The organism is Apilactobacillus sp., from assembly GCF_025290035.1.
GTDB lineage: Bacteria > Bacillota > Bacilli > Lactobacillales > Lactobacillaceae > Apilactobacillus.
Genome location: NZ_JAMBKT010000008.1, coordinates 15,253 through 38,182 on the forward strand (window position 1 = coordinate 15,253; position 22,930 = coordinate 38,182).

At 36.6% G+C, this 22,930-nt stretch carries 20 protein-coding genes; 9 read left to right on the forward strand and 11 right to left on the reverse strand.

Annotated features, from left to right (window positions below):
- Positions 1-3: 3 nt before the first annotated feature.
- The 8 genes from M3005_RS03470 to M3005_RS03505 form a co-directional block, all read right to left on the reverse strand.
- Entirely contained in the window at positions 4-468 is a 465-nt protein-coding gene (locus M3005_RS03470; RefSeq protein ID WP_293793710.1) for a hypothetical protein, read from the reverse strand.
- A 134-nt stretch (positions 469-602) separates the two neighbouring features.
- Positions 603-1,301, reverse strand: a complete 699-nt coding sequence (locus tag M3005_RS03475; protein ID WP_293793712.1) for a hypothetical protein — start codon at positions 1,299-1,301, stop codon at positions 603-605.
- A gap of 45 nt (positions 1,302-1,346) precedes the next feature.
- Positions 1,347-1,790: a hypothetical protein gene (locus tag M3005_RS03480; protein ID WP_293793713.1), complete on the reverse strand. Its 444-nt coding sequence runs from the start codon at positions 1,788-1,790 to the stop codon at positions 1,347-1,349.
- Positions 1,791-1,846: 56 nt separating this feature from the next.
- The gene (locus M3005_RS03485; RefSeq protein ID WP_293793715.1) at positions 1,847-2,578 is read right to left on the reverse strand and encodes a hypothetical protein; all 732 of its coding nucleotides are present in this window, start codon (positions 2,576-2,578) and stop codon (positions 1,847-1,849) included.
- 131 nt (positions 2,579-2,709) lie between these two features.
- The gene (locus tag M3005_RS03490) at positions 2,710-3,135 is read right to left on the reverse strand and encodes an Hsp20/alpha crystallin family protein (RefSeq protein ID WP_293793717.1); all 426 of its coding nucleotides are present in this window, start codon (positions 3,133-3,135) and stop codon (positions 2,710-2,712) included.
- Between the two features lie 236 nt (positions 3,136-3,371).
- Entirely contained in the window at positions 3,372-4,754 is a 1,383-nt protein-coding gene (locus M3005_RS03495) for a GH25 family lysozyme (protein WP_293793719.1), read from the reverse strand.
- 156 nt (positions 4,755-4,910) lie between these two features.
- The gene (locus tag M3005_RS03500; protein ID WP_293793721.1) at positions 4,911-6,221 is read right to left on the reverse strand and encodes a sensor histidine kinase; all 1,311 of its coding nucleotides are present in this window, start codon (positions 6,219-6,221) and stop codon (positions 4,911-4,913) included.
- A gap of 1 nt (position 6,222) precedes the next feature.
- Entirely contained in the window at positions 6,223-6,906 is a 684-nt protein-coding gene (locus M3005_RS03505; RefSeq protein ID WP_053949485.1) for a response regulator transcription factor, read from the reverse strand.
- Between the two features lie 128 nt (positions 6,907-7,034).
- Between M3005_RS03505 and M3005_RS03510 the strand changes: the two genes are divergently transcribed.
- The 5 genes from M3005_RS03510 (at position 7,035) to nrdI (ending at position 12,791) form a co-directional block, all read left to right on the forward strand.
- Positions 7,035-7,445, forward strand: a complete 411-nt coding sequence (locus tag M3005_RS03510; RefSeq protein WP_293793723.1) for a GtrA family protein — start codon at positions 7,035-7,037, stop codon at positions 7,443-7,445.
- The gene (locus tag M3005_RS03515) at positions 7,429-9,585 is read left to right on the forward strand and encodes an ArnT family glycosyltransferase (protein WP_293793725.1); all 2,157 of its coding nucleotides are present in this window, start codon (positions 7,429-7,431) and stop codon (positions 9,583-9,585) included. Before M3005_RS03510 ends, M3005_RS03515 begins: the two co-directional genes overlap by 17 nt.
- 14 nt (positions 9,586-9,599) lie before the next feature.
- Positions 9,600-10,565, forward strand: a complete 966-nt coding sequence (locus M3005_RS03520; RefSeq protein WP_293793727.1) for a glycosyltransferase family 2 protein — start codon at positions 9,600-9,602, stop codon at positions 10,563-10,565.
- A 317-nt stretch (positions 10,566-10,882) separates the two neighbouring features.
- Positions 10,883-12,262: a hemolysin family protein gene (locus M3005_RS03525; RefSeq protein ID WP_293793729.1), complete on the forward strand. Its 1,380-nt coding sequence runs from the start codon at positions 10,883-10,885 to the stop codon at positions 12,260-12,262.
- 73 nt (positions 12,263-12,335) lie between these two features.
- The gene (nrdI, locus tag M3005_RS03530; protein WP_293793730.1) at positions 12,336-12,791 is read left to right on the forward strand and encodes a class Ib ribonucleoside-diphosphate reductase assembly flavoprotein NrdI; all 456 of its coding nucleotides are present in this window, start codon (positions 12,336-12,338) and stop codon (positions 12,789-12,791) included.
- Between the two features lie 29 nt (positions 12,792-12,820).
- Here nrdI and M3005_RS03535 read toward each other — a convergent pair whose 3' ends face one another.
- Positions 12,821-13,825: an NADP-dependent oxidoreductase gene (locus tag M3005_RS03535; RefSeq protein ID WP_293793731.1), complete on the reverse strand. Its 1,005-nt coding sequence runs from the start codon at positions 13,823-13,825 to the stop codon at positions 12,821-12,823.
- A 193-nt stretch (positions 13,826-14,018) separates the two neighbouring features.
- Here M3005_RS03535 and M3005_RS03540 point away from each other — a divergent pair, with 193 nt between their 5' ends.
- On the forward strand, positions 14,019-14,576 hold the full coding sequence (locus M3005_RS03540) for a TetR/AcrR family transcriptional regulator (RefSeq protein WP_293793733.1): 558 nt from the start codon (positions 14,019-14,021) through the stop codon (positions 14,574-14,576).
- A 33-nt stretch (positions 14,577-14,609) separates the two neighbouring features.
- Here the strand turns inward: M3005_RS03540 and M3005_RS03545 are convergent, their stop codons facing one another.
- Positions 14,610-15,785 carry an MFS transporter gene (locus tag M3005_RS03545; RefSeq protein ID WP_293793735.1) on the reverse strand — a complete coding sequence of 392 codons (1,176 nt, stop codon included), beginning with the start codon at positions 15,783-15,785 and terminating at the stop codon, positions 14,610-14,612.
- 245 nt (positions 15,786-16,030) lie between these two features.
- Between M3005_RS03545 and zwf the strand changes: the two genes are divergently transcribed.
- The 3 genes from zwf to M3005_RS03560 all read left to right on the forward strand — a co-directional run bounded on the left by zwf (position 16,031) and on the right by M3005_RS03560 (position 20,712).
- Entirely contained in the window at positions 16,031-17,512 is a 1,482-nt protein-coding gene (gene zwf / locus M3005_RS03550; protein ID WP_293793736.1) for a glucose-6-phosphate dehydrogenase, read from the forward strand.
- 80 nt (positions 17,513-17,592) lie between these two features.
- Entirely contained in the window at positions 17,593-19,032 is a 1,440-nt protein-coding gene (gene gndA, locus M3005_RS03555) for an NADP-dependent phosphogluconate dehydrogenase (RefSeq protein ID WP_293793737.1), read from the forward strand.
- 141 nt (positions 19,033-19,173) lie between these two features.
- Positions 19,174-20,712 (forward strand): multicopper oxidase family protein, encoded by a 1,539-nt coding sequence (locus tag M3005_RS03560; RefSeq protein ID WP_293793738.1) that lies wholly within the window; start codon positions 19,174-19,176, stop codon positions 20,710-20,712.
- A 699-nt stretch (positions 20,713-21,411) separates the two neighbouring features.
- Here the strand turns inward: M3005_RS03560 and M3005_RS03565 are convergent.
- Entirely contained in the window at positions 21,412-22,680 is a 1,269-nt protein-coding gene (locus tag M3005_RS03565) for a cation:dicarboxylate symporter family transporter (RefSeq protein ID WP_293793740.1), read from the reverse strand.
- Between the last annotated feature and the right edge of the window lie 250 nt (positions 22,681-22,930).

Below are 22,930 nucleotides of genomic sequence, written 5' to 3' on the forward strand. Positions count from 1 at the left end.
CCCTTAAAGTAAGATTTCTTTAACATTATGGTATTTATCGACTTCTTCCATCGAATCGACAAGCCCTTCGGCTAACTCTTCTGGGGTATAGCCATCTTGTTTTTTTAATGCGACGATTTCATTAATTACCTTGTCTCCATCGCCAGAAACGGTGGTTTTAACGGTAATTAAGTCGTCCCCACCAAAGGTGATGAAAATGCCTAATTGTGGTTTTAATAAAATCACCTCATAAGTGTCATCGTCTTCATTATGACGCGTCTTTAATAAGTATTGTTCTTTGGATTCCTTAGTAACTTCATTGGGTAACCGGAAATACAAATTCCCGTATGGTGAAATAAATTTAAAGGCCTGAATAAATTCCTTCGACAAGCGTTCTTTGATTTCGTCAGCAGAAATTTTAGCGTCTTGGTCAGTAAATTTTTTGACCCACTCTGATGCAAACGTGATATAAGCTATGATTCGATCCATTAAAACAACACTCCCATCTATTGATACTATTATTATATAACTATAATCATAAATTAGATGAATATTTGCCGCGGATTTTAGCATCTTTTGAGGATTATTTGAAAATAAAAAAGACTTCATTTTTTAGAAGTCTTTTAGTCGTCATGATTAGAGTCATCATCATCTTTTTGATCTTGTTGTTTTTCGTTTTTTCTGTGCTTCCGTTCAAATTCTCGGCGGATTTGTTCAGCCGCATCGTGAATGTCTTCAGCTTGAATAGCAGGTTCATCCCCGTTGGCAAATGCTTCCATTTCTTCAAACCCATGTTTTAAGTCGTCTTGATATTCCGGAGTATTTTCTTCTGCAATTTGTTCAGCCGTTTTCTCTTCTGTTATCACTGGTACGAGATAAAAATACGATACACTAAACATCAATGATTTTAGTTGCTCCAACATATCTAACTGAGCAACATCATATTTATGGTAAGAATCCGACTTACGTTGATAGTCCCATAGACGTTTCTTACCATTTTGATCAACTTTATATTCCACCATCGTAATCTCATTGGTTTGACTATCAGACATCACGAGTTGGATACAACTTAATTCCGTCGCTAAATCAACGATATAGCCGACCACTTCACCATTTACGATGTGTGGCGTTACATCCATTGCAGCAAGTGGATCTTGGGAGTAATAGCGATAATTAAGAAACATCGATGTAATCGCGCTGATAAAGTCCTCGCGAATTCTTTGAGGTTGGTAATCGACTAGTTTACCATCGACTTCCTCTAGCGTCTTCATGTATTCGTTAATCCGCTCTTCAAAATCTTTGGATTCAATCTCATGATTCATCGCTATTTCACGAACGTAGTCTTTATTCACCATCAGTATTCCTCCTTAGTACAAAATATCGTCAACGACGTGATAATCATCAATCTTTTTAAATGCAGCGACCACCATTTGAACGAACTGGTCATCTAAATACATATCGAACTTAGCACCAATCGTGGTATTTTCTAATTCGACTTGCTCGCTGGATTGGGTACTCGTCCCATAACAAGTAATCTTGATTAAATCTTCGCCACCTAGTTGCACAAAAATAGTAACGGTCGGACCCAACAACGTCACGGTCGTAGTATCATCTTGATTAGTGGTTTTGATTCGGTACTGTGCTTGGTTAGGCAGTGGACTGTCAACATAATATAGTTGGCCATAGGGATCGTATTCTTTGAAGAGCGTATCAAAATAGGTACGTAAGAAATCGAGTGCATAATCATAATTAAAGGCCTTTTCTTTTAACATTACGTCTTGTAATTCCACTACTAAATCATCATATGTCATACTAGTCACCGCCTTAATCGATAATAAAAAAGCAGCTAAGCTGCTTTTTTTAATTACTATAAATTATAACCAATCATGATATTTTTGAAAGCATTTAGACAACCCTTATCAATGCGTTGGTTTAAGAATTCGGCATTAGTAATGTTGACGTTATCAAAGAAGTTAATTGACATATTAACTTCTGGACAGATAGCGACAAACTTTTTAATCATACTTTCATCAAATGCATGTGGTTGTAGTTCCATATCTAAACCAAATTCCTTGTGGTAGAAACTCATTACCATTTGTTTTAATAACACGGTCATTTCACGGTTGGGCACCGTGGTAATATCTGCTTCTACTTGCAACATTGCATAGTAGCGGTCGTATAACTTGTATTGGGCATTGTAAGATTGCACCATGTTAATACGAGCGACGCGAATATTTTCTAGAGAATATCCAGAATCATTCATTTCCTTTTCACGGTTCGATAATTCTTTACTCTTAACGTAACTGATAGGATCAGTTCTTAACACCATTTCACGATTGGGAATATCGTCAGTTGCAGAAGTAATCGGACGATAGACCATACTATTAAATTGGAATGATGTTTCTTTAGACATTGAAGCATCCACTGTTTTTGCACTATTCAAGCGCGCCGTTCTTTCATTTGACATGTTCTTAAAGACAACATAAATAATTGATGCTAATGCAATAATGATGGCTAAAGTAATAGTCAAAGTTATATTTGCTAACAGCCCAATTATCAATATCACCATTATTATTGTTCCAGAACAACCCAGTCTCATTTACGCCACTCCAATCGGTCTTAAAATAATTATATTTTAATTATAGTATTTTTTGACCATTTTTACATTATAATTTTATCAACTTATAAGAATAATAAAAAAAGAGGGATATTATCCCTCTTTTTTGTGGTTTAGTTAATAGAAATCTTGTGCGCAGCTTGCTTTTCAGTGGACTTAGGTAATTGAATCTTTAATACTCCACCATCGTAATCTGCACTAATCTTATCAATTTCAACGTCAGGTAGGTAGAATGAACGGGCAACATTGCTGGAAGTACGTTCCTTTCTTAAGACCTTACCTTCCTTATTAGTGTCTTCTTTATTTAAGTTGTGACTAGCATGAATACTCAAAGTATCATTGTCGTAATCTAGATGAATATCATCCTTCTTGAAACCAGGTAATTCAGAGCTTACTACGTAATTATCTTCGTTTTCAATAACGTCAGTCTTCATTTGATTGCCGGCAACTGAATTGAAAAAGTTCTTGCCGAAGTCACCAAAGAAATCACTCATTGGATCAAATACATCAAAATCTCTATTTCTTAATTCATTAGCCATAATCAAAGCCCCTTTTCAAAAAAATATTTATGAATTGATGTTGATAGTTATTTATTTCCTATCAACAATTCTTATAATAGTCAGTATTGGTCAAATAGTCAAGAGAAAATTAGCACTTATTTTAGTCGAGTGCTAAAAATCGGAGTTAATCGTTGATATGACGGCATTTTAAATTTTAATTTTTTTTACAAAAAAATAGTGATTCAACGAATTGAATCACTATTAATCAGTTATTTTTATTTAAACATTGAAGCGTAAGCCCAACCTAAGTACTTACCATTATAGTAAGCCTTGTAGTAGTAATGCTTGTCGCCGGGACGTTTAGCACGTTCCTTAATTACCACTGGCGTGTTGGCATAACTTTGACCATATTCAGTCATTTTAGTTCCACCGACAGAACTGTAGAAGTTCACCTTTGGATGTAATCTAACGATCTTAGTTAGATTGTATTTTGAATAATGAATACTTTGCTTTGCTTCAACTCCGGTAGTCGAGATCCATCCCATTGCACGGCCTTTGTAGTATAGACGGTAATAAGTATTACCAGTCACTACGTTTTTGGCCAATGAGTTGATGGTCATTTCTTTGTTAGCGTAGTTCTTAGCATGATGACTAACTGCTACTTTACCATTGTACTTAGTGTCACCAGGGACATGGTTGTAAATTTCTAGACCAGTTCCCGGTTTGATAACCATAGTCTTGTTAACAATGGTATAGTTAACCACTTTTTTGACCACTTTTTTCTTCTTAGTGGTCTTCTTTTTCTTAGTCGTTTGTTTCTTAGGCACCACTGGGTTATTAGTATTAGCAGCAGTACTGTTAGTACTATTATTAGCACCTTGTTGAGCTTGTTGTTGACCCTGGTTGGCATTGTTAGATGCCTGGGTAGATTGGTTAGTAGTTGGAGCGGTAATCGTAGGAATTGGACTTGGATTATTCGCATCATAAGTATCACCAATGAACCAGTTCACACTTTGTGATGTTAACAAGTTCGCATCTAATGATTTACCAAGCGCCTTGGAATAAAAACGACTAGTGAATTGCCATAAGACATGTTCTCTAGCAGGTTCATTATCTTGATAGGCAGCAATCCAATAACCATCATAATTAGAAACCGCATAAGCAGAATGTTTTACCATGAAATTCGCATCAGAATATAGCAAAATCTTACGGTTACCAACTAATGGACGTAGTGCGTTCAACCAAGCAACGGTTGAATCGTTAGTGCCACCAGAAGTAACGGTTTGATCTTCATAATCATTGACGTAAAACAATGCATTAGGGGCGCGACTATAAAGCACTTTAGCTTCATATGCCGCGTCTTGAGGGTTTTCGTATTGACTAAATGAGTATACCCCATATGGAATCCCATATTTATTCATTAAATCACGGTTACTTTGGAAAGTCTTATCAGCATAAGCACTTCCATATTGAACACGCAAAATCACGAATGGAACTTCATTCTTTAATTGTTGGGCTTGCGCATCAGTAATTTGGCCTTGCCATTCAGAAATATCATAAACGGTATTAGTTGAGTTAGCACTACTAGCACTTGCTGCATCAGCCATGACGTTGACCGAGGAGCTAGCCAGCACCAATCCGATTACGGTTATCATCATTAGCCATAATTTGTTTCGTTTCATAGACAGATATAAATATTTTTAATTTATACCATCCACACCTCCTCTTGTCATTTTCTCATTACATTCCATTGTAACAGACAGCGCTAAAAAAGATACCGCTATTAAAGGAAAAATAGAATTAATTGCCATTTCTTATAGGTTAAAAGTGACCGTGAAAATGGCACCGGTTGGATGATTATCGCGTACCGTAATACGACCATGATGTTGATCAACAATCCATTTGGCAATCGATAGCCCTAAACCATTCCCACCAGTCTTTGAGTTTCTCGACTTATCAGTGCGGTAGAAACGTTCAAAGATAAGTTCTTTATCTTCATCTGGCACCCCGTTTCCGGTATCGGAAACCGACATCTTCAATGAATTATGGTTGCGGTTAACGCGGACAGCAACAGTGCCACCTTGTGGGGTGTACTTCATCGCATTGTCGACTAAAATCACCATTAATTGTTTGATTAAATCGGTGTCAATGCGGCCATTCCCGTCCACATCGACGTTGCTAACGAATGACTTGTTTTGACTATTCGCAATTTCATTAAATGGTGCGACAACCGCATCAAAGAAAGGTGCTAATTCGACGTCTTGGCGTTGTGCTTGGACGATGTTGGAGTCCGAACGCGCCAATGTTAATAAGCGTTGCGTGAGGACTTTCAAATGCTTAACCTCTTCTAGCGTCGTTGAGACCGGTTGAATCTGGTCAACAATTCGATCAGTCGGTTTAGTTAATAGATATTCCATTTGGTTTTGAATTACTGTTAGCGGTGTGCGTAATTCATGCGCCGCATTAGAACTGAATTCCTTTTGGCGGTGCCATGAATTTATGATGGGTTTCATACTAGATTTAGATAGATAGTATGCGATTAAGATGGCAATAATCCAGAAGAAGACCAGCGTTACGATTAAAGCTTCGATAAAACTGTGTAGTGCCAGTAATTCGGCATCGATATTTTGCAAAATCAATACATAATTACCAGCGTATTCTGGATTCAAATTATCTTTGGAAACCTTCAATAAAATTGCGCGGAAATTAGTGACGTAGTTTTTCGAACCCAGAGTAATTTGATCAACTTTATTTAACTTACTAGAATCAACGGTTAACTTACTCAAGAGTTGATAAGTACGTTGCCCTAACATCCCTCGATTAGAGATAATTCCCTTCTTATTAAAAACAATGATGTTGGTTTGAAAATCACCGTTACTATAATTATTAAATGGGTTAAAAGCCCCCGGTCTGGGATTCACCTGTAATGGTTCTTGTGTTGACGCCACGTTACGTTCGATGCGAATCCGTTGGCGGTTTAGACCAGCATCAATGTTGGAATAAATTGATTTTTGGAAGAAGAAATAGACAATCATCCCTAAGAGCGCGAATAAAATCGCAAAACCAATTAGTTCTTTTATAAACAGCTTAATTTGTTGTTTATGCTCTAAGATGCGATCTCTCATATTATTCTCCTTCTAACATGTAACCAACATTTCGCAATGTCTTGATGGGGTTGGTTCCAGAAATTTGTTTAATCTTCTTTCTTAAATTACTCATGTAAACTTCGACCACTGACAAGGCAGTTTCTGAGTCAAATCCCCAGAGACGGTCAAAGATTTGATCTTTGGTAATAATGGTTGCTGGGTTTTGGACAAAGTAGACTAATAAGTCGTATTCTTTTCCATTTAATTGTAGTTCTTGCCCTTGGTATTCCACGTAATGACGACCTAAGTCAATGGAAAAACCAGCAACGGTTAGTTGGTTGTTGTTACCTAAACGACCAGCTCGTTTTAAAAGTGCTTTTACACGTAAGATTAATTCTTCACGGTGGAAAGGCTTAGTTAGGTAGTCATCGGCACCTAGTTCAAATCCATGGACCTTATCAGCCATAGTATCTTTGGCAGTCAAAATTAAGACTGGCATATCGATGCCGTCATCGACACGCCATTGTTTTAAAATGTCGTATCCATTCACTTCTGGCAACATTAAATCCAAGATGGCGATATCGTAAATGTTATCTTGGCCCATCATTTGACCTTCGAAGCCATCATGCACAACGGTGGTGTTTCCAATTGGCGCTAAAAATTGTGCCACACTGGCAGCTAAGTTTTCGTCATCTTCGACGATTAAAATATTTAAACCATCCATAATTATCAATTCCTTTCAGGGTTTTTCAATGTTAATTTTCAATTTAAGTTAAGTTTATGATTGCTTTAAGATTAGTTTAATTTTCTTAAACTAGACTTAAAGCATTCCAATAAAGGAAGTGCCCAACCATGATAACTATTTGCCGACAATTTTTTAAGTTCGGTGTGGTTGGATTAATCAACACTATTTTAACGTATCTTATATATACTTTGCTATATAAAGCAACATCTCCCACGGATGCCATGGCAATCGGATACGGAATTACTTCGGTGATCGGGTTAACCATCAACCGTAAGTGGGTGTTTAAATCCAATCATAACTGGATGTTAGTCGCTAAATATTACCTCACATACTTATTTACATGGACATTAAGTATCGTCGTAACGGATGTCGCTAGCAATTATTTCCACGTTCTAGCTAGTATTATCCCCCTAATTACACTATTCGTCACGACTCCTACTAATTTCGTTTTAAGTAAGTATTGGGTATTTAAAACAACTCGTATAAAGGAGGCATCCGCCCATGAATCAACCGACTGAAAAGAAGGCTAACTTCTTCTCACGCCACAAAATTGACTGGGTATTAGTAATTATCCTGCTAATCGCTTTAGGATTATATGGATATGGAACTTGGAAGACTGGTTCTGCTAATGACTTCTATACTTCCGCAATTACTAGTATGACCCAAAGTTTTAAAAACTTCTGGTATGCCAGTTTTGATCCTGCCGGATACATTACTGTCGATAAGCCACCGGTTGCCCTTTGGTTTATGGCTATCTCAGCTAAAATCTTAGGTGTTTCCAACTTCAGTGTGGTACTACCTTCCGTCTTATTCGGAGTCGGTTCAGTCTACTTAATGTACCGACTAGTTACTCCTTACTTCGGTCAGCTTGCAGGACGCATCGCTGCCTTAGTAATGACAATTACACCAATCGTAGTTGCCGACTCTAGAACTAATAATATGGATGCAACATTAATTTACTTCTTATTATTAGCCATCTGGATGTTACAAAAATCAATTAATAAGAACAATATGTACTGGTTGATTGGAAGCTTTGCAACGATTGGATTTGCTTTCAATATTAAAATGCTCCAAGCCTTCATGATTATTCCTGGAATGCTACTATTCTACTGGTTAGCTTCTAAGGATTCATGGAAGAAAAAAATCGGTAAATTATCACTTGCCGGAATTGCTTTAGTTGTCTTCACCCTTTCATGGCCACTATCTGTTGATATGACATCAGCAAGTAACCGTCCATATGAAGGTGGATCACAACACAACTCAGTTTTAGAACTAGCCTTTGGCTACAACGGAACTCAACGTCTTTTAGGTCAAACTACTGGTACAGGTGGTGCCTTTAAGGGAATGGGTAACAACTCATCTAAATCCAAGAGTACTAATAATCAACAAATGACCATGCCAAATGGTCAAAAAATGGGTAACTTCAAACCATCTAAAAACATGAAGAATATGAAAAACATCCCTTCTAACGCTCGTCGTGGCGGTATGAAGATGGGTGGTGGAAAGACCATGGGTGGCGCCGGTGGTGCCTTCAATATCGGTACAGCTGGTCCACTTCGTTTATTCCAATCAGCATTAGGTCCACAGATTAGTTGGCTATTACCATTTGCGATTATCGGAATGATTGCCGCATTCATCGGTTACGCAGATCCTAAACGTAAATGGTACCAATTAACACATCGTCAAAAACACGTTGTGCTATGGACTGGATGGCTAGTTCCAGTGTACGGATTCTTCTCTGTCGCTAGTTTCTTCCATCCTTACTACACTATCATGTTAGCTCCAGCAATCGCTGCGTTAGCCGGATTAGGTCTTGCTGCAATGATTAAGCTATTCAAAGAATTTGGTCTAAACAACTACAAAGCATACTTCCTACCAGTCGCTATCGTCGTTACTGCTGCACTACAAGCATGGTACGTATCAAGTTACTACCCTTGGTTAACTGTTTTAATCATTATCGTGGCCGTGGTTGCCAGTGTTGGTTTACTAATCTTCAAAGCGAAACCAGCTGGTAAAGCCATCATGATTATTGGATTGCTATCAATCGCAGTCGCACCAAGTTTCTGGTCACTAACTCCGACCCTTGCTAAAGAATCCGCTGCAATTCCAACTGCTGGTCCTGATCTCTTAACTAGCGGTGGTAACAACTCCGGTGGAATTGGTAACGGTACTGTTAATACCAAATTGTTAAACTACCTAACTAAACACCAAGGCAATGCCAAGTACCTATTTGCAACTGCAGATTCCGGCACTGCCGCTCCTTACATTATTAAAACTAAGAAAGCCGTCATGGCAATGGGAGGTTTCAATGGAACCGACCCTGCAATGACATTAAGCAAGTTCAAACAATTAGTTAAATCTGGTCAAGTTAAATACTACCTCGATGAAGGTAAGTCCGGATCTACTAACAATGAAATTGTGAACTGGATTAAAAAACATGCTAAGAAGGTCAACGCTAGTGAATACGGTGGATCATCTAACAGTAATAGTTCCTCCAATACTTCTATGTTTACTGCCAAGAACCGCCCATCTAACATGACTAAACCATCAGGTAAAATGGCCAAAGGTCAACAACCTAACACTGGTTCAATGAATATGGGTGGCGGTCCATCTAACATGTCAAACGGTACTTTATACGACCTTTCCAGCATCTACTAAACTGGAGGTGTCTTATGACCACTAAAATTAACGCTATCTCAATTGTTCTTCCCGTTTTTAACGAAGAAGAAGGTATCTTAAATACCATCGAAGTTTTAGAAAACTTCATCAATTGCCAGATTGAAACTTACGAAATCATATTTGTGGATGACGGCTCTGTCGATTCAAGCGTAGATATTATCCGTCAAGCACAATCACAATACGATAACATTAAGCTGGTAGAATTCTCTAGAAACTTTGGTCACCAACTTGCCATCACCGCTGGCATCCGTTATGCAACAGGCGATGCAGTCGTTGTTATGGATGCTGATTTACAAGATCCCCCCTCTGTAATTCCTAACATGATTGAAAAATGGCAAGAAGGATACGACGTTGTCTACGGAAAACGTCTTATCCGCGAAGGTGAATCTTTCTTTAAACTCTTCTCTGCGAAAGCTTTCTACCGCATCATGCGTAAAGTCGCTAACATAGATATCCCCCTAGATACAGGTGATTTTCGCTTAATGGACCGTAAAGTGGTTGATGCACTTTCCAAATTGAATGAACCGGAGCCATTTGTTCGTGGCCTAGTGAGCTGGGTCGGCTTCAAGCAAACTGCTGTATCATACGAACGACAAGAACGGACATCTGGGGTAACCAAGTACCCCTTATCTAAAATGTTAAGACTAGCTACTGATGGGATTACCGCATTCTCTGAAATCCCCCTAAAGATCGTAAATTATGTCGGAATCATCAGTATCATCGCTGGTTTCTTATATGGATTGGTCACCATCTTTACCGGTATATCAACATTAACTTTTGCAATTACTTTAATGTTGATTCTATCTGGTAGCATCATGCTTGCGCTAGGCATTATCGGTGATTACCTATACAGAACATTTGATGCTTCTAAGCAACGTCCGCAATATGTTGTTGCACAATCATACGGATTTGCCAAAAGACCGAGCAACGTTCACGCGATGAACAAACAACATGGCTAATAGAAAAGACCTCCGCTTTAGCGGGGGTCTTTTTTAATTTAATTATGTGGATTTGATGATAAAAAAAGAGGCGACCATTGCTGGTCGCCCCTTTCCTGCTTGATAAATTACTAATTCATCCTCTTAATTCTACCAATAATTCCATAAGAATAAAACAATTTTATTCAAAATATTTAAAATTTAACTAAATTTTGATTTTTTTCCATTTTTTTAACAAAAATAAGGTATTATATTCACTAAATTACTTAAAAAACATAAGTATAACAGGTATAATATAGACATTATATAAATTTTACTAAGAAACGGGGAATGTTCTGTTGGATAGTGGTGTGATATTTTTTCAAATCATTATTGTATTAATCGCATTCTTCTTCGCTGCATACTTTGTTGCCTGTGAATTTGCCTTAGTGCAAACCAGATACAGCATGTTGGAAGAAGAGGAAGAAACTAAGGGTAAGTCAAAGAAACTTGCTCGTGAAATGCACATGCTCACTAACCTAAATGACTATTTATCAACTACTCAAGTGGGGGTTACCGCCTGTGGTATCCTTATGGGTTGGCTTGGTGAAAGTCTTATTGTTGACGCCATCTTTGATGTTTTAGAATTAAAGCCTGGCCTAGTTGCTCAAAGTACTGCACATGCTATCGGTAGTATTGTTGGTATTTTAATCTTAACCTACCTTGAAGTGGTAGTAACTGAAGTTGTTCCTAAGAACATCAGTATTGCCATGCCAAGAAAAGTGTTAGGTTATGTTGCAACATCACTTCATTACTTCCACACTATTTTCTATCCAGGGGTATGGGCTATCAATGCCAGTGCTGCTGGTATGGTTAAAATGATGGGTCTTAAGATGACTGACGAAAGTGACGAATCAATGTCTCAAGCCGAAATCTTAAGTATCTCAAAGGAAGCCGTTGAAAATGGTGATCTAGAAAAATATGATTACCTATACATGCAACGTGCTTTTGATTTTAATGATAAAGTTGCCAAAGACATTATGATTGATAGAACTCAACTAACCGTCATGGACATCAATACTTTAGTAGATGATGCCATCACAATGTATCTACAATCAAAATACAGTCGTATTCCTGTCGTGGTTGATAATAACAAAGACAACATCTTCGGATATGTTTACTGTTACGATTTGGTTCGCCAATCTCGCGTTAACTCCAACATCCCAGTTGAACGTTTAATTAGAGATATCGGAACTGTCCCTGAAAACATGAAGATTACCGAAGTCCTACAAAAAATGATTACTATGAGAACCCCAATCGTCGTTGTTGTTGACGAATATGGTGGTACTTCAGGGATTATTACTGATAAAGATATTTACGAAGAACTATTTGGAACTGTCAGAGATGAAATTGATCCTGCAACTAACGAATATGTTTTCAAACAACCTAAAGGTACTTACCAAGTAAGCGGTAAGATGACCACTTATGACTTTGAACGTTATTTCAAGACTGAAATTAAAGATTTCAGCAAATCAGATAGCGTAACTCTATCAGGTTACTTCATTGATAATAATCCTGGCGTTCAAATCAAACCGGGAAGCACTTTCACCGTTGATTCATTTACTTTCAAAGTATTACACTTCGAAAACTCATTCATCAATCTATTTGAAGTTGATGACCAACGTAAAGACAACGATGAAAATCATGAAGAACCCAAAGAAGTTGAAAGTAAAGACTAATATAAAAAGATTAAATCTGTTAGAATATATTTCTAGCAGATTTTTTATTTTATATGAAAAGGAAGTCCTTATTTTGGCAGCAATTCGCATTCTCTACATTTCAATTTCTGGTAATACCCGCAATTTCGTTAACAACTTACAAAGCTATGCTAAGCAATTACATGCTGATGATGATGCCAATCCATTAATTGAATTAACCGAAATTTCAGACCAAAGTGATTTTGCTGATGAAAAGGAAAACTTTTTTGCATTCGTGCCAACTTACTTAGACGGTGGCAACGGAATCGATAATGGGGTCAAAGAAATGATGACCAATTCACTTGGAGAATACATTGATTACCACAACAACGCACGTCGATGCATCGGCGTGATTGGTTCAGGTAATAAGAACTTTAATGACCAATACTGTTTAACTGCAAAAAGATATGCGCAAAAATTCAATACCGAACTCACAACTGATTTTGAGTTACGCGGCACTGATCGTGACGTCATGAGAGTTTATAATATTTTAAAAAATAAGAATATATAAAAAGTCTGCTATAATCTAGCAGACTTTTTTTAAAATAATATAATGACTTTTTCTGTATGATGTTTTTTCACATAATCCAATGCTTCATTAATCTGATCGATTTTAAAAACACCACGCTCAAACTTAATTTTTTTAATGCAATCCGTTTTATCGATAATCTCACTAATTTTCTTTAGTTGCTTACCATTTTCACGACTTAGTACGTAATGATACTTAACGCGGTGTTCATCGCTTTTAGATTCAACATTGGCACTCATTTTTTTAATCTTGTGTTTTTTTAACCAACCAAATTTTTGGCGTTTAGCAAATGCATTATCCGGGATACCATTTAAACTCACCAAATCACCATTAGTTTTTAAAATTTTCATTTCATCTTCAAAGTGGTCACTACCTAATGCATCAATAACATAATCGACTCTATCTACTACTTGTGTATAGTCTAATACTTTATAATCGATATACTTATCTGCTCCTAGAATCATGGCATTATTACGAAATTTTCTATTACCACTAACGATAACATTTAATCCCATTGCCTTAGCAATCACAATCGCTCCAGCACCAAACGATCCAGATCCACCATTAATAAACAATGTCTTCCCTGACTCTACTGTTAATCTATCTACTAAGATTTGATATGCAGCTAGAGCCGGAAAAGGAACTGTTGATGACTGAAATAACTTAAGTGTTTTTGGTGCTTTAGCTATATAGTCTACGTCAACTGCAACATATTCTGCGAAACCACCTAATTGACGAATGGGGAGACGTGTATATACAGCGTCTCCTATATCGAATCCCTTAACATCATCACCAATTTTTTCAATATGACCACTTATCTCACTTCCTAAGACTTGTGGCAATTTATAATCAAAAATATTTTTTAACTCGCCTCTACCAATTTCATTATCAATATCATTTACAGATGCAGCAACCACCTTAATTAACACTTCATTAGAATTAATTTGAGGGATATCAATATCAACCACTTGCAACTTAAATTTTTCACTATATTCTAATAGTTCCGCCGCTTTCATTAATTTCCCCCGTAATTTTTAGTAACTTTTTAACTATTTTGTAACTAATTCTGAATTATATAGAACAGGAGTATAAAAGTCAAAATTTGTGCATTTTCTAATTTTATGCTAATATTTATTTAATGATAATTTGAACACAATGTCTATTTTTTGAATTAGATAGAAACTTATGATAGGTTTCTGAGGCCTGAATATGGAAAAAATAAGTAAAGATAGAATTATTAACATTGTACAAAAATTAATCATTCAAAATGATAAAACCGATATCACTTTGAATGAGATTGCTAACGAGTTACATATAACTCACGCCGCTTTATATAAGTACTTCAGAAATAAACAAGAATTATGGGAAGCAGTCAATGCTAAGTGGCTTGAAGAAAACGTTTTATTAAAGATTAATGTAGATATGACCAGAACCGATCGTTTATCACTATTACACGATTGGATTAAACAATTTATGGATGCTAAAAGAAATATTTATTTTGCAAATCCTAAAATGTTTGAGCTTAGTACTATGTATATTGAACATAATCCGTTTGCACTTCATAATGTATTGACATTGTCATATCCCTCAATTAACCAAATTTTGGGTTTAGATGATCCAGAATTTATAGAGGCAGAAAATATCATGTCTGCATTCGCTATTTTTGGATTACCTGATTTTGCTGAAACTTGGAACGATGATTTTTATGATCAACGATTTGAAAATATGTGGAACTTAATAAAATATGGAGTTAAACATAACAAATAAAAAAAGGATTGTTTCTTATTGAAACAATCCTTTTTACTTTTGTCGACTAACTGCCATAACGATTATTAATGATACTAACATTAACGTCGCAACAAAAATAAATAATGGGTTATATCCATACGATTCAATCACAAATCCTGCAAATAATGGACTAATCGCTCTTCCTGCTGACATTAAAGCATTAAACATCCCCTGATACTTTCCTTTTTCTTCCTTGGTTGATAATTCATCAATCCAAGCAGGGACATCCGGTAGACCAATCATTTCACCAATTGTAAGGAAAATCATAATTCCCAAAAAGGCAGGGAAAGTCTTCGCAATAACTAGAAAATAAAAAGCCATCGCAAACAAGAATACTCCTAAAAACACTTGATGATTAATTCTAATTTTTAAACGTTTACTTATATAGTTAACTAATGGTTGTCCAAATACAATTAATAATCCGTTAACTGTCCAAAGAGTCGAGTATGCTTCAAAAGATATTCCTAATTTTACCATGTGGACAGACATAACACTTTCCCATAATGTATAACTTAAATATACAGTGAAGACCATTAAGCAAATTGGATATATTAATTTAATTTTGGATTTTGATAAGCTGACGTTATTATCATTAACATTATTAGATTCATTATCATTTGTTCGATAATTAGAAAAATCAACATTGAAATAAATTAATGTTAGTAACCATAAAGCAACGTAAAAACTTGTGGCGGCTATAAAAACAACGGAAATTCCATATTTTAATAAGTATCCTACCATTGCAGTACCAATTACCACTCCAATATTTAATCCCACATATAGCATATTAAAAACCGTTCGGGTATCTCTGCTCTTAACATTAGTTGCATACGAGTTTAGCAATGTTAAATTAATTCCATCCCCAAATCCTAAAATTACTAATAATATAGCGAAGGTAGGCCAACCATGATAAAAGATTAAAGCAATGATGGCTAACGTCGAAATCGTGATTCCAATCATTGATGCCTTATAAGCTGACCAGTGATCAAACAAATATCCACCGACATAATTACCGATGATAGTAAATCCTGATATAAAAAGTAGCGATATCCCAGACACTAATAAAGATTTATGTAAATAGTTATCAATGTACATTGTTACTAGCGGCCACATAAATGCCGCACCGGAATTAAGTAATAACGAATAAATGAAAACTAATTTCAATCCTAATTCTTTTCTCTTTCTCATTGAATTCTCCCCCTTTTTTAATCCTCATAAACACCATTATAAAGCAAATGGTACCCGAATATCCATCAAATATGATTTAAATTATTAAATTTTAGTAAAGCGTTTACATTTCTGTAATGATATGGATTAAAACACTTTTTTAATTTTGCGTCGTGTTATATAATATCTTTGTATATTAACTGAGAATGAATTACATTTTACATTCATTTGAATCGTTAAAATTTTTCTATAAGGAGTGACGGTAATTGGCAACAGCAACTCGTGCCTTGTTCATGCTATTTGGTGCAACTGGTGACCTAGCTAAACGTAAATTATACCCATCTATTTTTAACCTATACAAAAAAGGTTACGTAGATAATGATCACTTTGCATTAATTGGTACTGGTCGTCGTGAATGGAGCGATGAAACATTCCGTGATGTAATCGTGGAATCAGTCAGTGCTAACGCAGATAGTGAAGAACAAGCCAAAAGCTTCGCAAGTCATTTTTACTACATGGCACATGATGTAACTAATCCAGAACATTATGATGCATTAAGTGACTACGCTAACAAGTTAGATCAACAATATGATACTAACGGAAATCGTATTTTCTATATTTCAATGGCTCCCAACTTCTTTGGGACTGTGGCACAAAACCTTAAAGCCCACAAATGTTTATCAGATAATGGCGGTTTCAACCGTTTGATTATTGAAAAACCATTTGGTCGTGACTATGATTCTGCTGAGGAATTAAACAATGCACTTGGCAAATCATTTAATGAAAACCAAGTTTATCGAATCGACCATTACTTAGGTAAAGAAATGGTACAAAACGTGCTAGCACTTCGTTTTGGTAATCCACTAATTGAAGGTATTTGGAACAACGAATACATCGACAACATTCAAGTAACTTTAGCTGAAAAGCTAGGAGTTGAAGAACGTGCTGGTTACTATGATGGTTCTGGTGCATTACGTGATATGGTGCAAAACCATACCATTCAAATGCTAACCATTCTAGCAATGGAAGACCCTATTTCATTTAAGGACGTTGACATTCGTCGTGAAAAGATTCGTGCGCTAAGAAGTATGCGTGTTTACACTGAAGATGAAGTTCGTCAAAACTTCGTTCGTGGACAATACGGTGCTAACGGTGACCAATTAGATTACCGTCACGAAGATAATGTTCCTAACGATTCAATTACTGAAACTTATGTTGCCGGTAAAGTTTTATTTGAAAACAAACGCTGGAAGAACGTTCCTTTCTACATTAGAACTGGTAAGATGTTAAGCGACAAGTTTACTCGTATTGACGTGGTCTTCAAGAAGCCACTAATCGATGTCTTCGCCGCAGCAAACGGTTCTGAAAGTGAACTAAACAACAACGTACTTACTTTATTCGTAGACCCTGTCAACAAGATTATTCTACGTCTAAATGGTAAGAAGGCTGGACAAGGTATGGACATGCAACCAATCGAACTTACTCACACTCAAAGTGATGAAGAAAAGGCGATTACTCCAGAACCATACGAACGCTTAATCCATGATGCAATCTTAGGTAACGCTACTAACTTTGCTAGTTGGGACGAAGTAAGTCGTGCCTGGGAATTCGCAGATGTTATCAGACAAGTTTGGGACAAGGATCAACCTAACTTCCCTAACTACACTCCTGGTTCAATGGGACCAGATGCAGCTGACGAATTGCTAGAACGCGATGGTCGTGCTTGGGTTTTTAACTCAAAGAAATAATTATATGACAATTGTCAATTAAAATGTTAAAATTTAAGTGTATATAAATACACAATTTTCTTTAAAAAGGAAGGTTTATAATGGCTGACTCAAAAGCAAACATTGGTGTTGTTGGAATGGCTGTTATGGGTAAGAACTTAGCCCTTAACATTGAAAGCCGTGGCTTCACTGTAGGTATTTACAACCGTTCAGCTTCAAAGACTGAAGTTGTAATGAAGGATCACGCAGAAAAGAACTTGGTACCAAGTTACTCTGTTGAAGATTTTGTTAACTCTCTAGAAACTCCACGTCGTATCGTGATGATGGTTAAAGCCGGTCCTGCTACCGACGCAACTATCGACGCACTTCTACCTTTACTAGACAAAGGTGATATCTTAATCGATGGTGGTAACACTAACTTCCATAACACTATGGAAAGAAATGCTAGACTAGATGAATCAGGAATTAACTTCATTGGTATGGGTGTTTCTGGTGGTGAACTAGGTGCACTTCAAGGTCCATCACTAATGCCTGGTGGTCAAGAAGACGCATACAAACTAGTAGAACCAATTTTAACTCAAATCGCTGCTAAAGCTAGCGATGGCAAACCATGTGTTTCATACATTGGACCAAATGGTGCCGGTCACTACGTAAAGATGGTTCATAACGGTATTGAATACGGTGATGAACAATTAATCGATGAAAGTTACGACATTCTTCGTAACGGTGCTGGTATTGACATCGACGATTTAGCTGATATCTTCAAGGAATGGAACAAGGGTGAACTAAACAGTTACCTAATCGAAATTACTGCTGATATCTTAACTAGAAAAGACGATTTAGGTGCTGACAAGAGCAAGCCTATCGTTGACATGATCTTAGACCGTGGTGCTAACAAGGGTACTGGTAAGTGGTCATCAGAAGATGCCATGGAAGTTGGTACTGACCAATCAGTTATTACTGAATCAGTTTACGCTCGTTTCATCTCAATGCTAAAAGACGAACGTCTTGCAGCAGCTAAAGTATTAAACGGTCCTAAGGCTACTGACGTTATCAACGATGACGAAAAGAAAGACTTAGTTGAACGTGTACGTAAAGCTCTATACTTTGGTAAGATCATGAGTTACGCACAAGGTTTCGAACAACTACGTTTCGCTTCAGAAAGCTATGACTGGAACTTGAAGTTCGGTGAACTAGCTCAAATCTGGCGTGAAGGTTGTATCATTCGTGCTCAATTCTTACAAAACATTACTGACGCTTTCGAAAAGGATGAAAACCTAACTAACCTATTGTTAGACCCATACTTCTCAGAAATCGCTAACAAGTACCAACAAGATGCTCGTGATGTTGTTGCTCTTGCAACTAAGGCTGGTATTCCAGTTCCATCACTTTCAGCAGCTGTTAACTACTACGATTCATACCGTGCTGAAGTATTACCTGCTAACTTACTACAAGCACAACGTGACTACTTCGGTGCTCACACTTATGAACGTACTGACCGTGAAGGTAACTTCCATTACCCATGGTACGCTGAACAATAAGATAATTATTGATCATAATAAAAAGAGACGATTAAATCGTCTCTTTTTTAGTACATACTAGTTTATAATGATTACTAATTGCAAATGAATATAAATAAGAATATAATGAAGGCAATCTTAAAATAAGAAAGGTTGTTTTCAATGGCAAATGAAAAAGTCTATACAGATTATTTCTTTTACGAACCTGCTTTTAACACCCATGACGGTGGCTATATTCCACTAGAAGCTACTGATGTGGCACCACAAAAGCTAAAGGTTCCAGAATTACTAACTCCTGATAAGGAAACTGATACAGATATGTATTACACTGTTATTTCCCAAGCAGGAGAAGCTAATATTATGCCTGGTAAAGCGACACAAACTTGGGGTTATAATCAATCACTATTGGGTAAAACAATTTTATTCAAACGTGGTAAGAACATCCATGTGACTGTCAAAAATGAATTACCAGAATTAACTACATATCATTGGCACGGCTTAAACGTTCCCGGCGATATCGATGGTGGTTGTCATACCCCTGTTTATCCTGGCGAAAGTAAAGTTTTAAACTTCAAATGTGATCAACCTGCTGCTACATTATGGTTGCATGCTCATCCTTGCCCATCAACTGCTGAACAAGTCTGGCACGGTCTAGCGACTGCAGTTGTCGTCAAAGATGAACATGAGGCAACTTTGCCAATCCCTAGAAATTATGGTGTCGATGATATTCCGGTCATTTTACAAGACCGTCACTTCGATGAAAATAATCAATGGGATTACAAAGCCGACTATGATCCAGATGGTGTGCAAGGTCCTACAGCGATGATTAACGGAACTGTTAACCCATATTTTGATGTAACAACCCAAAAGGTGCGTCTTCGTTTACTAGATGGTGCTAATCGTCGTGAATGGCGCCTTCATTTCTCAGACGATTTAGAATTCACCCAAATTGCTGGTGATGGTAGTCTATTAACTCACCCTGTTAAGTTCACTCATTTATTGATTACCTGTGCTGAAAGACAAGAAATTGTCGTTGACTTCGGTAAATACAAAGCTGGTGACGAAGTTGTCCTATACTCTGATGATGTCGCAATCATGCACTTCCGCATTCATGATTACGAAAAAGATGACAGCGTGATTCCAGACACCCTTTTTGAAATGAATACTCCAGAAGTTACAAAAGATACTGCAGTCCGCCACGTCGTAATGTCTGGTATGGATGAAGAAGTAGCTTTAGATGGTAAGAAGTTCGATATGGAACGCATCGATGCTAAACAAACGATGGGAAACTGCGAAATCTGGGAAGTTACTAATACTAATGATTGTGAAGGCGGCATGGTTCACCCTTTCCATATGCACGGCTGCCAATTTGAAGTTCTCGACCGTAATGGTCATGCCCCTTATCCTAATGAAACTGGATTAAAGGATACAATCGGTGTTAACCCAGATGAAACCGTTCGTTTCAAAGCTTGGTTTGACCATCCTGGTATTTTTATGTATCATTGCCACATCATCGAACATGAAGATGGTGGTATGATGGCACAAATTCAAGTTGATGATCCAGAAAATCCACAAGAATTCCATATAACTAAGATGGATGAATTGATGAACGCATTCGCTGAAGAACGTGGTGTTGCCGTTGAAGATTTAGAATTAAGCGGTATGTCATGTTACGAACATATGGATCATATGAAAATGTAATTAATAAAGAGTTAATCTGGCCCGGATTGGCTCTTTTTTAGTTTCATTATAGAAACATAAATATTTTAAGATGAAATGTTGTCAAAAATAAAAAAATGGTGTAAGATAAACATTGTAACAATACTAGATAAAAAAGGAGTGAACAACAATGACAGAATTAACCTTTGATCCAGGAGCGTCGAAAGATCATTCTATCAAGGGAGAATTAATGTCAGAAGTTGTTTCAATTCTATAAGCTTAAGGATTGAGATAACCTTTGACAGTTAATTTTCCCGAATCAACATAATCATATAAATAGATTATTAGATGGAGAATTGACTGTTGTTGGTTATCTCAGTATCCTTTAGCTGCAGGCTTAGCGGTGACACGCTAATTAACAGTGACATGTTAGCGGCTAATAACAGTAATTTAAAATTGAATATTTAATAATTGCTTGATGATGCTTCACCTTCTGGGGAACTAGTTGGGGAGGTATGGACAACAGTTTATACACTACTAAATCTATGTAGATAAACTGAGTAATTATGAGATTACACAGAAATCTTCGTTGAGTCCACGGGGACGTGGCCTTACGCCAAAGTAATTGCTACTTATCTACGACAATATAATTATAAAAGAGACAACTTTGAAGGTTGTCTCTTTTTCGTACTATAAATAAAAAGCCCCAATCATAAGGATTGAGGCTTTTTACATTAATGATTATTTAATTCCAATTGATTTTAGATAAGTTTGTTCCTTACCTTGATCAAATTCTTTTTCTGATTTACCGATAATCACAGTTGCTAGAGAATTACCAATAACGTTAACTGCAGTTCTTGCCATATCAATAAAACGGTCAATACCAGCAATAAATGTTAATCCGGAAACTGGAATACCAACAGTTGAAACAGTGGCTAATAAGACCACAAATGAGGCTCCTGGAACCCCTGCCATACCTTTTGAAGTAATCATTAGTGCAACTAATAATGTTAGTTGTTGACCGATTGATAAATGAATACCATATGCTTGAGCTAAGAATAACGCAGCAAGTGATTGATAGATAGCTGAACCATCTAAGTTAAATGTGTATCCAGTTGGAATAACGAATGAAACAATTGATGTACTGACACCAAATTTAGTCATCTTATCAATACTTCTAGGTAGTGCTGCTTCTGAACTGGCTGTTGAGAATGCTAACACCGCTTCTTCTTTAACTACCTTTAGTAGAGTAGTAATTTTGAAGCCGAAAATACGTGCAGCTAACCCCATTACTACTAGTACGAATACAATCATAGTTAAGTAAGTTAATAGCACGAAATAACCTAGTGGCAATAATGCTGATACTCCTAGCTCTGCTAAAGTAACTCCAATCAATGCACAAACTCCTATTGGAGAAAGCTTCATGATCCAACCAGTAATCTTAAACATTACTTGTGAAACCGCATTTAAGAAATCAACAATAACTTTACCTTTTTCACCAATAGCTGCAGTTCCTAAACCAAAAAATACTGAGAAAACGATGATTGGCATCATATCACCACTACTAATAGAATTGAAGATATTAACTGGAATTAAGCCGATTAATGTCCCCCAAATACCAGTGTGGTTAGCAGTCTTTGCAGTAGTCATATATTGAGTAATATCAGTAGCATGTAATGAATGAACATTGATAAAGTCTCCTGGATGGAAAACATTACCAACAATTAAACCTAAAATAATTGCGATTGTGGTCATAATTTCGAAGTATAAAATAGTTTTTCCACCAATACGACCTAATTTATGAATGTCACCAATATTTGCGATACCGACAGTTAAGCATGATACCACGATTGGAACAACAATCATTTGAATTAAACGAATAAACATAGTACCAATACTTTGCATTGCTGTAATCGCTGTAGTGTTCTTATAGAACACTAAACCTAGAATAATTCCTAAAACTAATCCAATCAGGATTTGCCATCCTAGGGTAATTTTTATTTTCTTCATAATGAAGGCTCCCTTTTTTAACACATATTATTTCAATTTTATCATAAATTCCTAATAATTTCTGAATTTATTAGGAAAGAGTTTCTATATTGATGATAATCATACTGGTTTAAATAATAAAAACACCTAAACATCAAGTTATTTATTAATGGCACAAAAAAAGAGCTACCATAAAGGTAACTCCTTTTATAAATTGCGCGGCGACTTCCTACCCTCGCAGAGGGCGATCCCTCAACTACTCTTGGCGTTT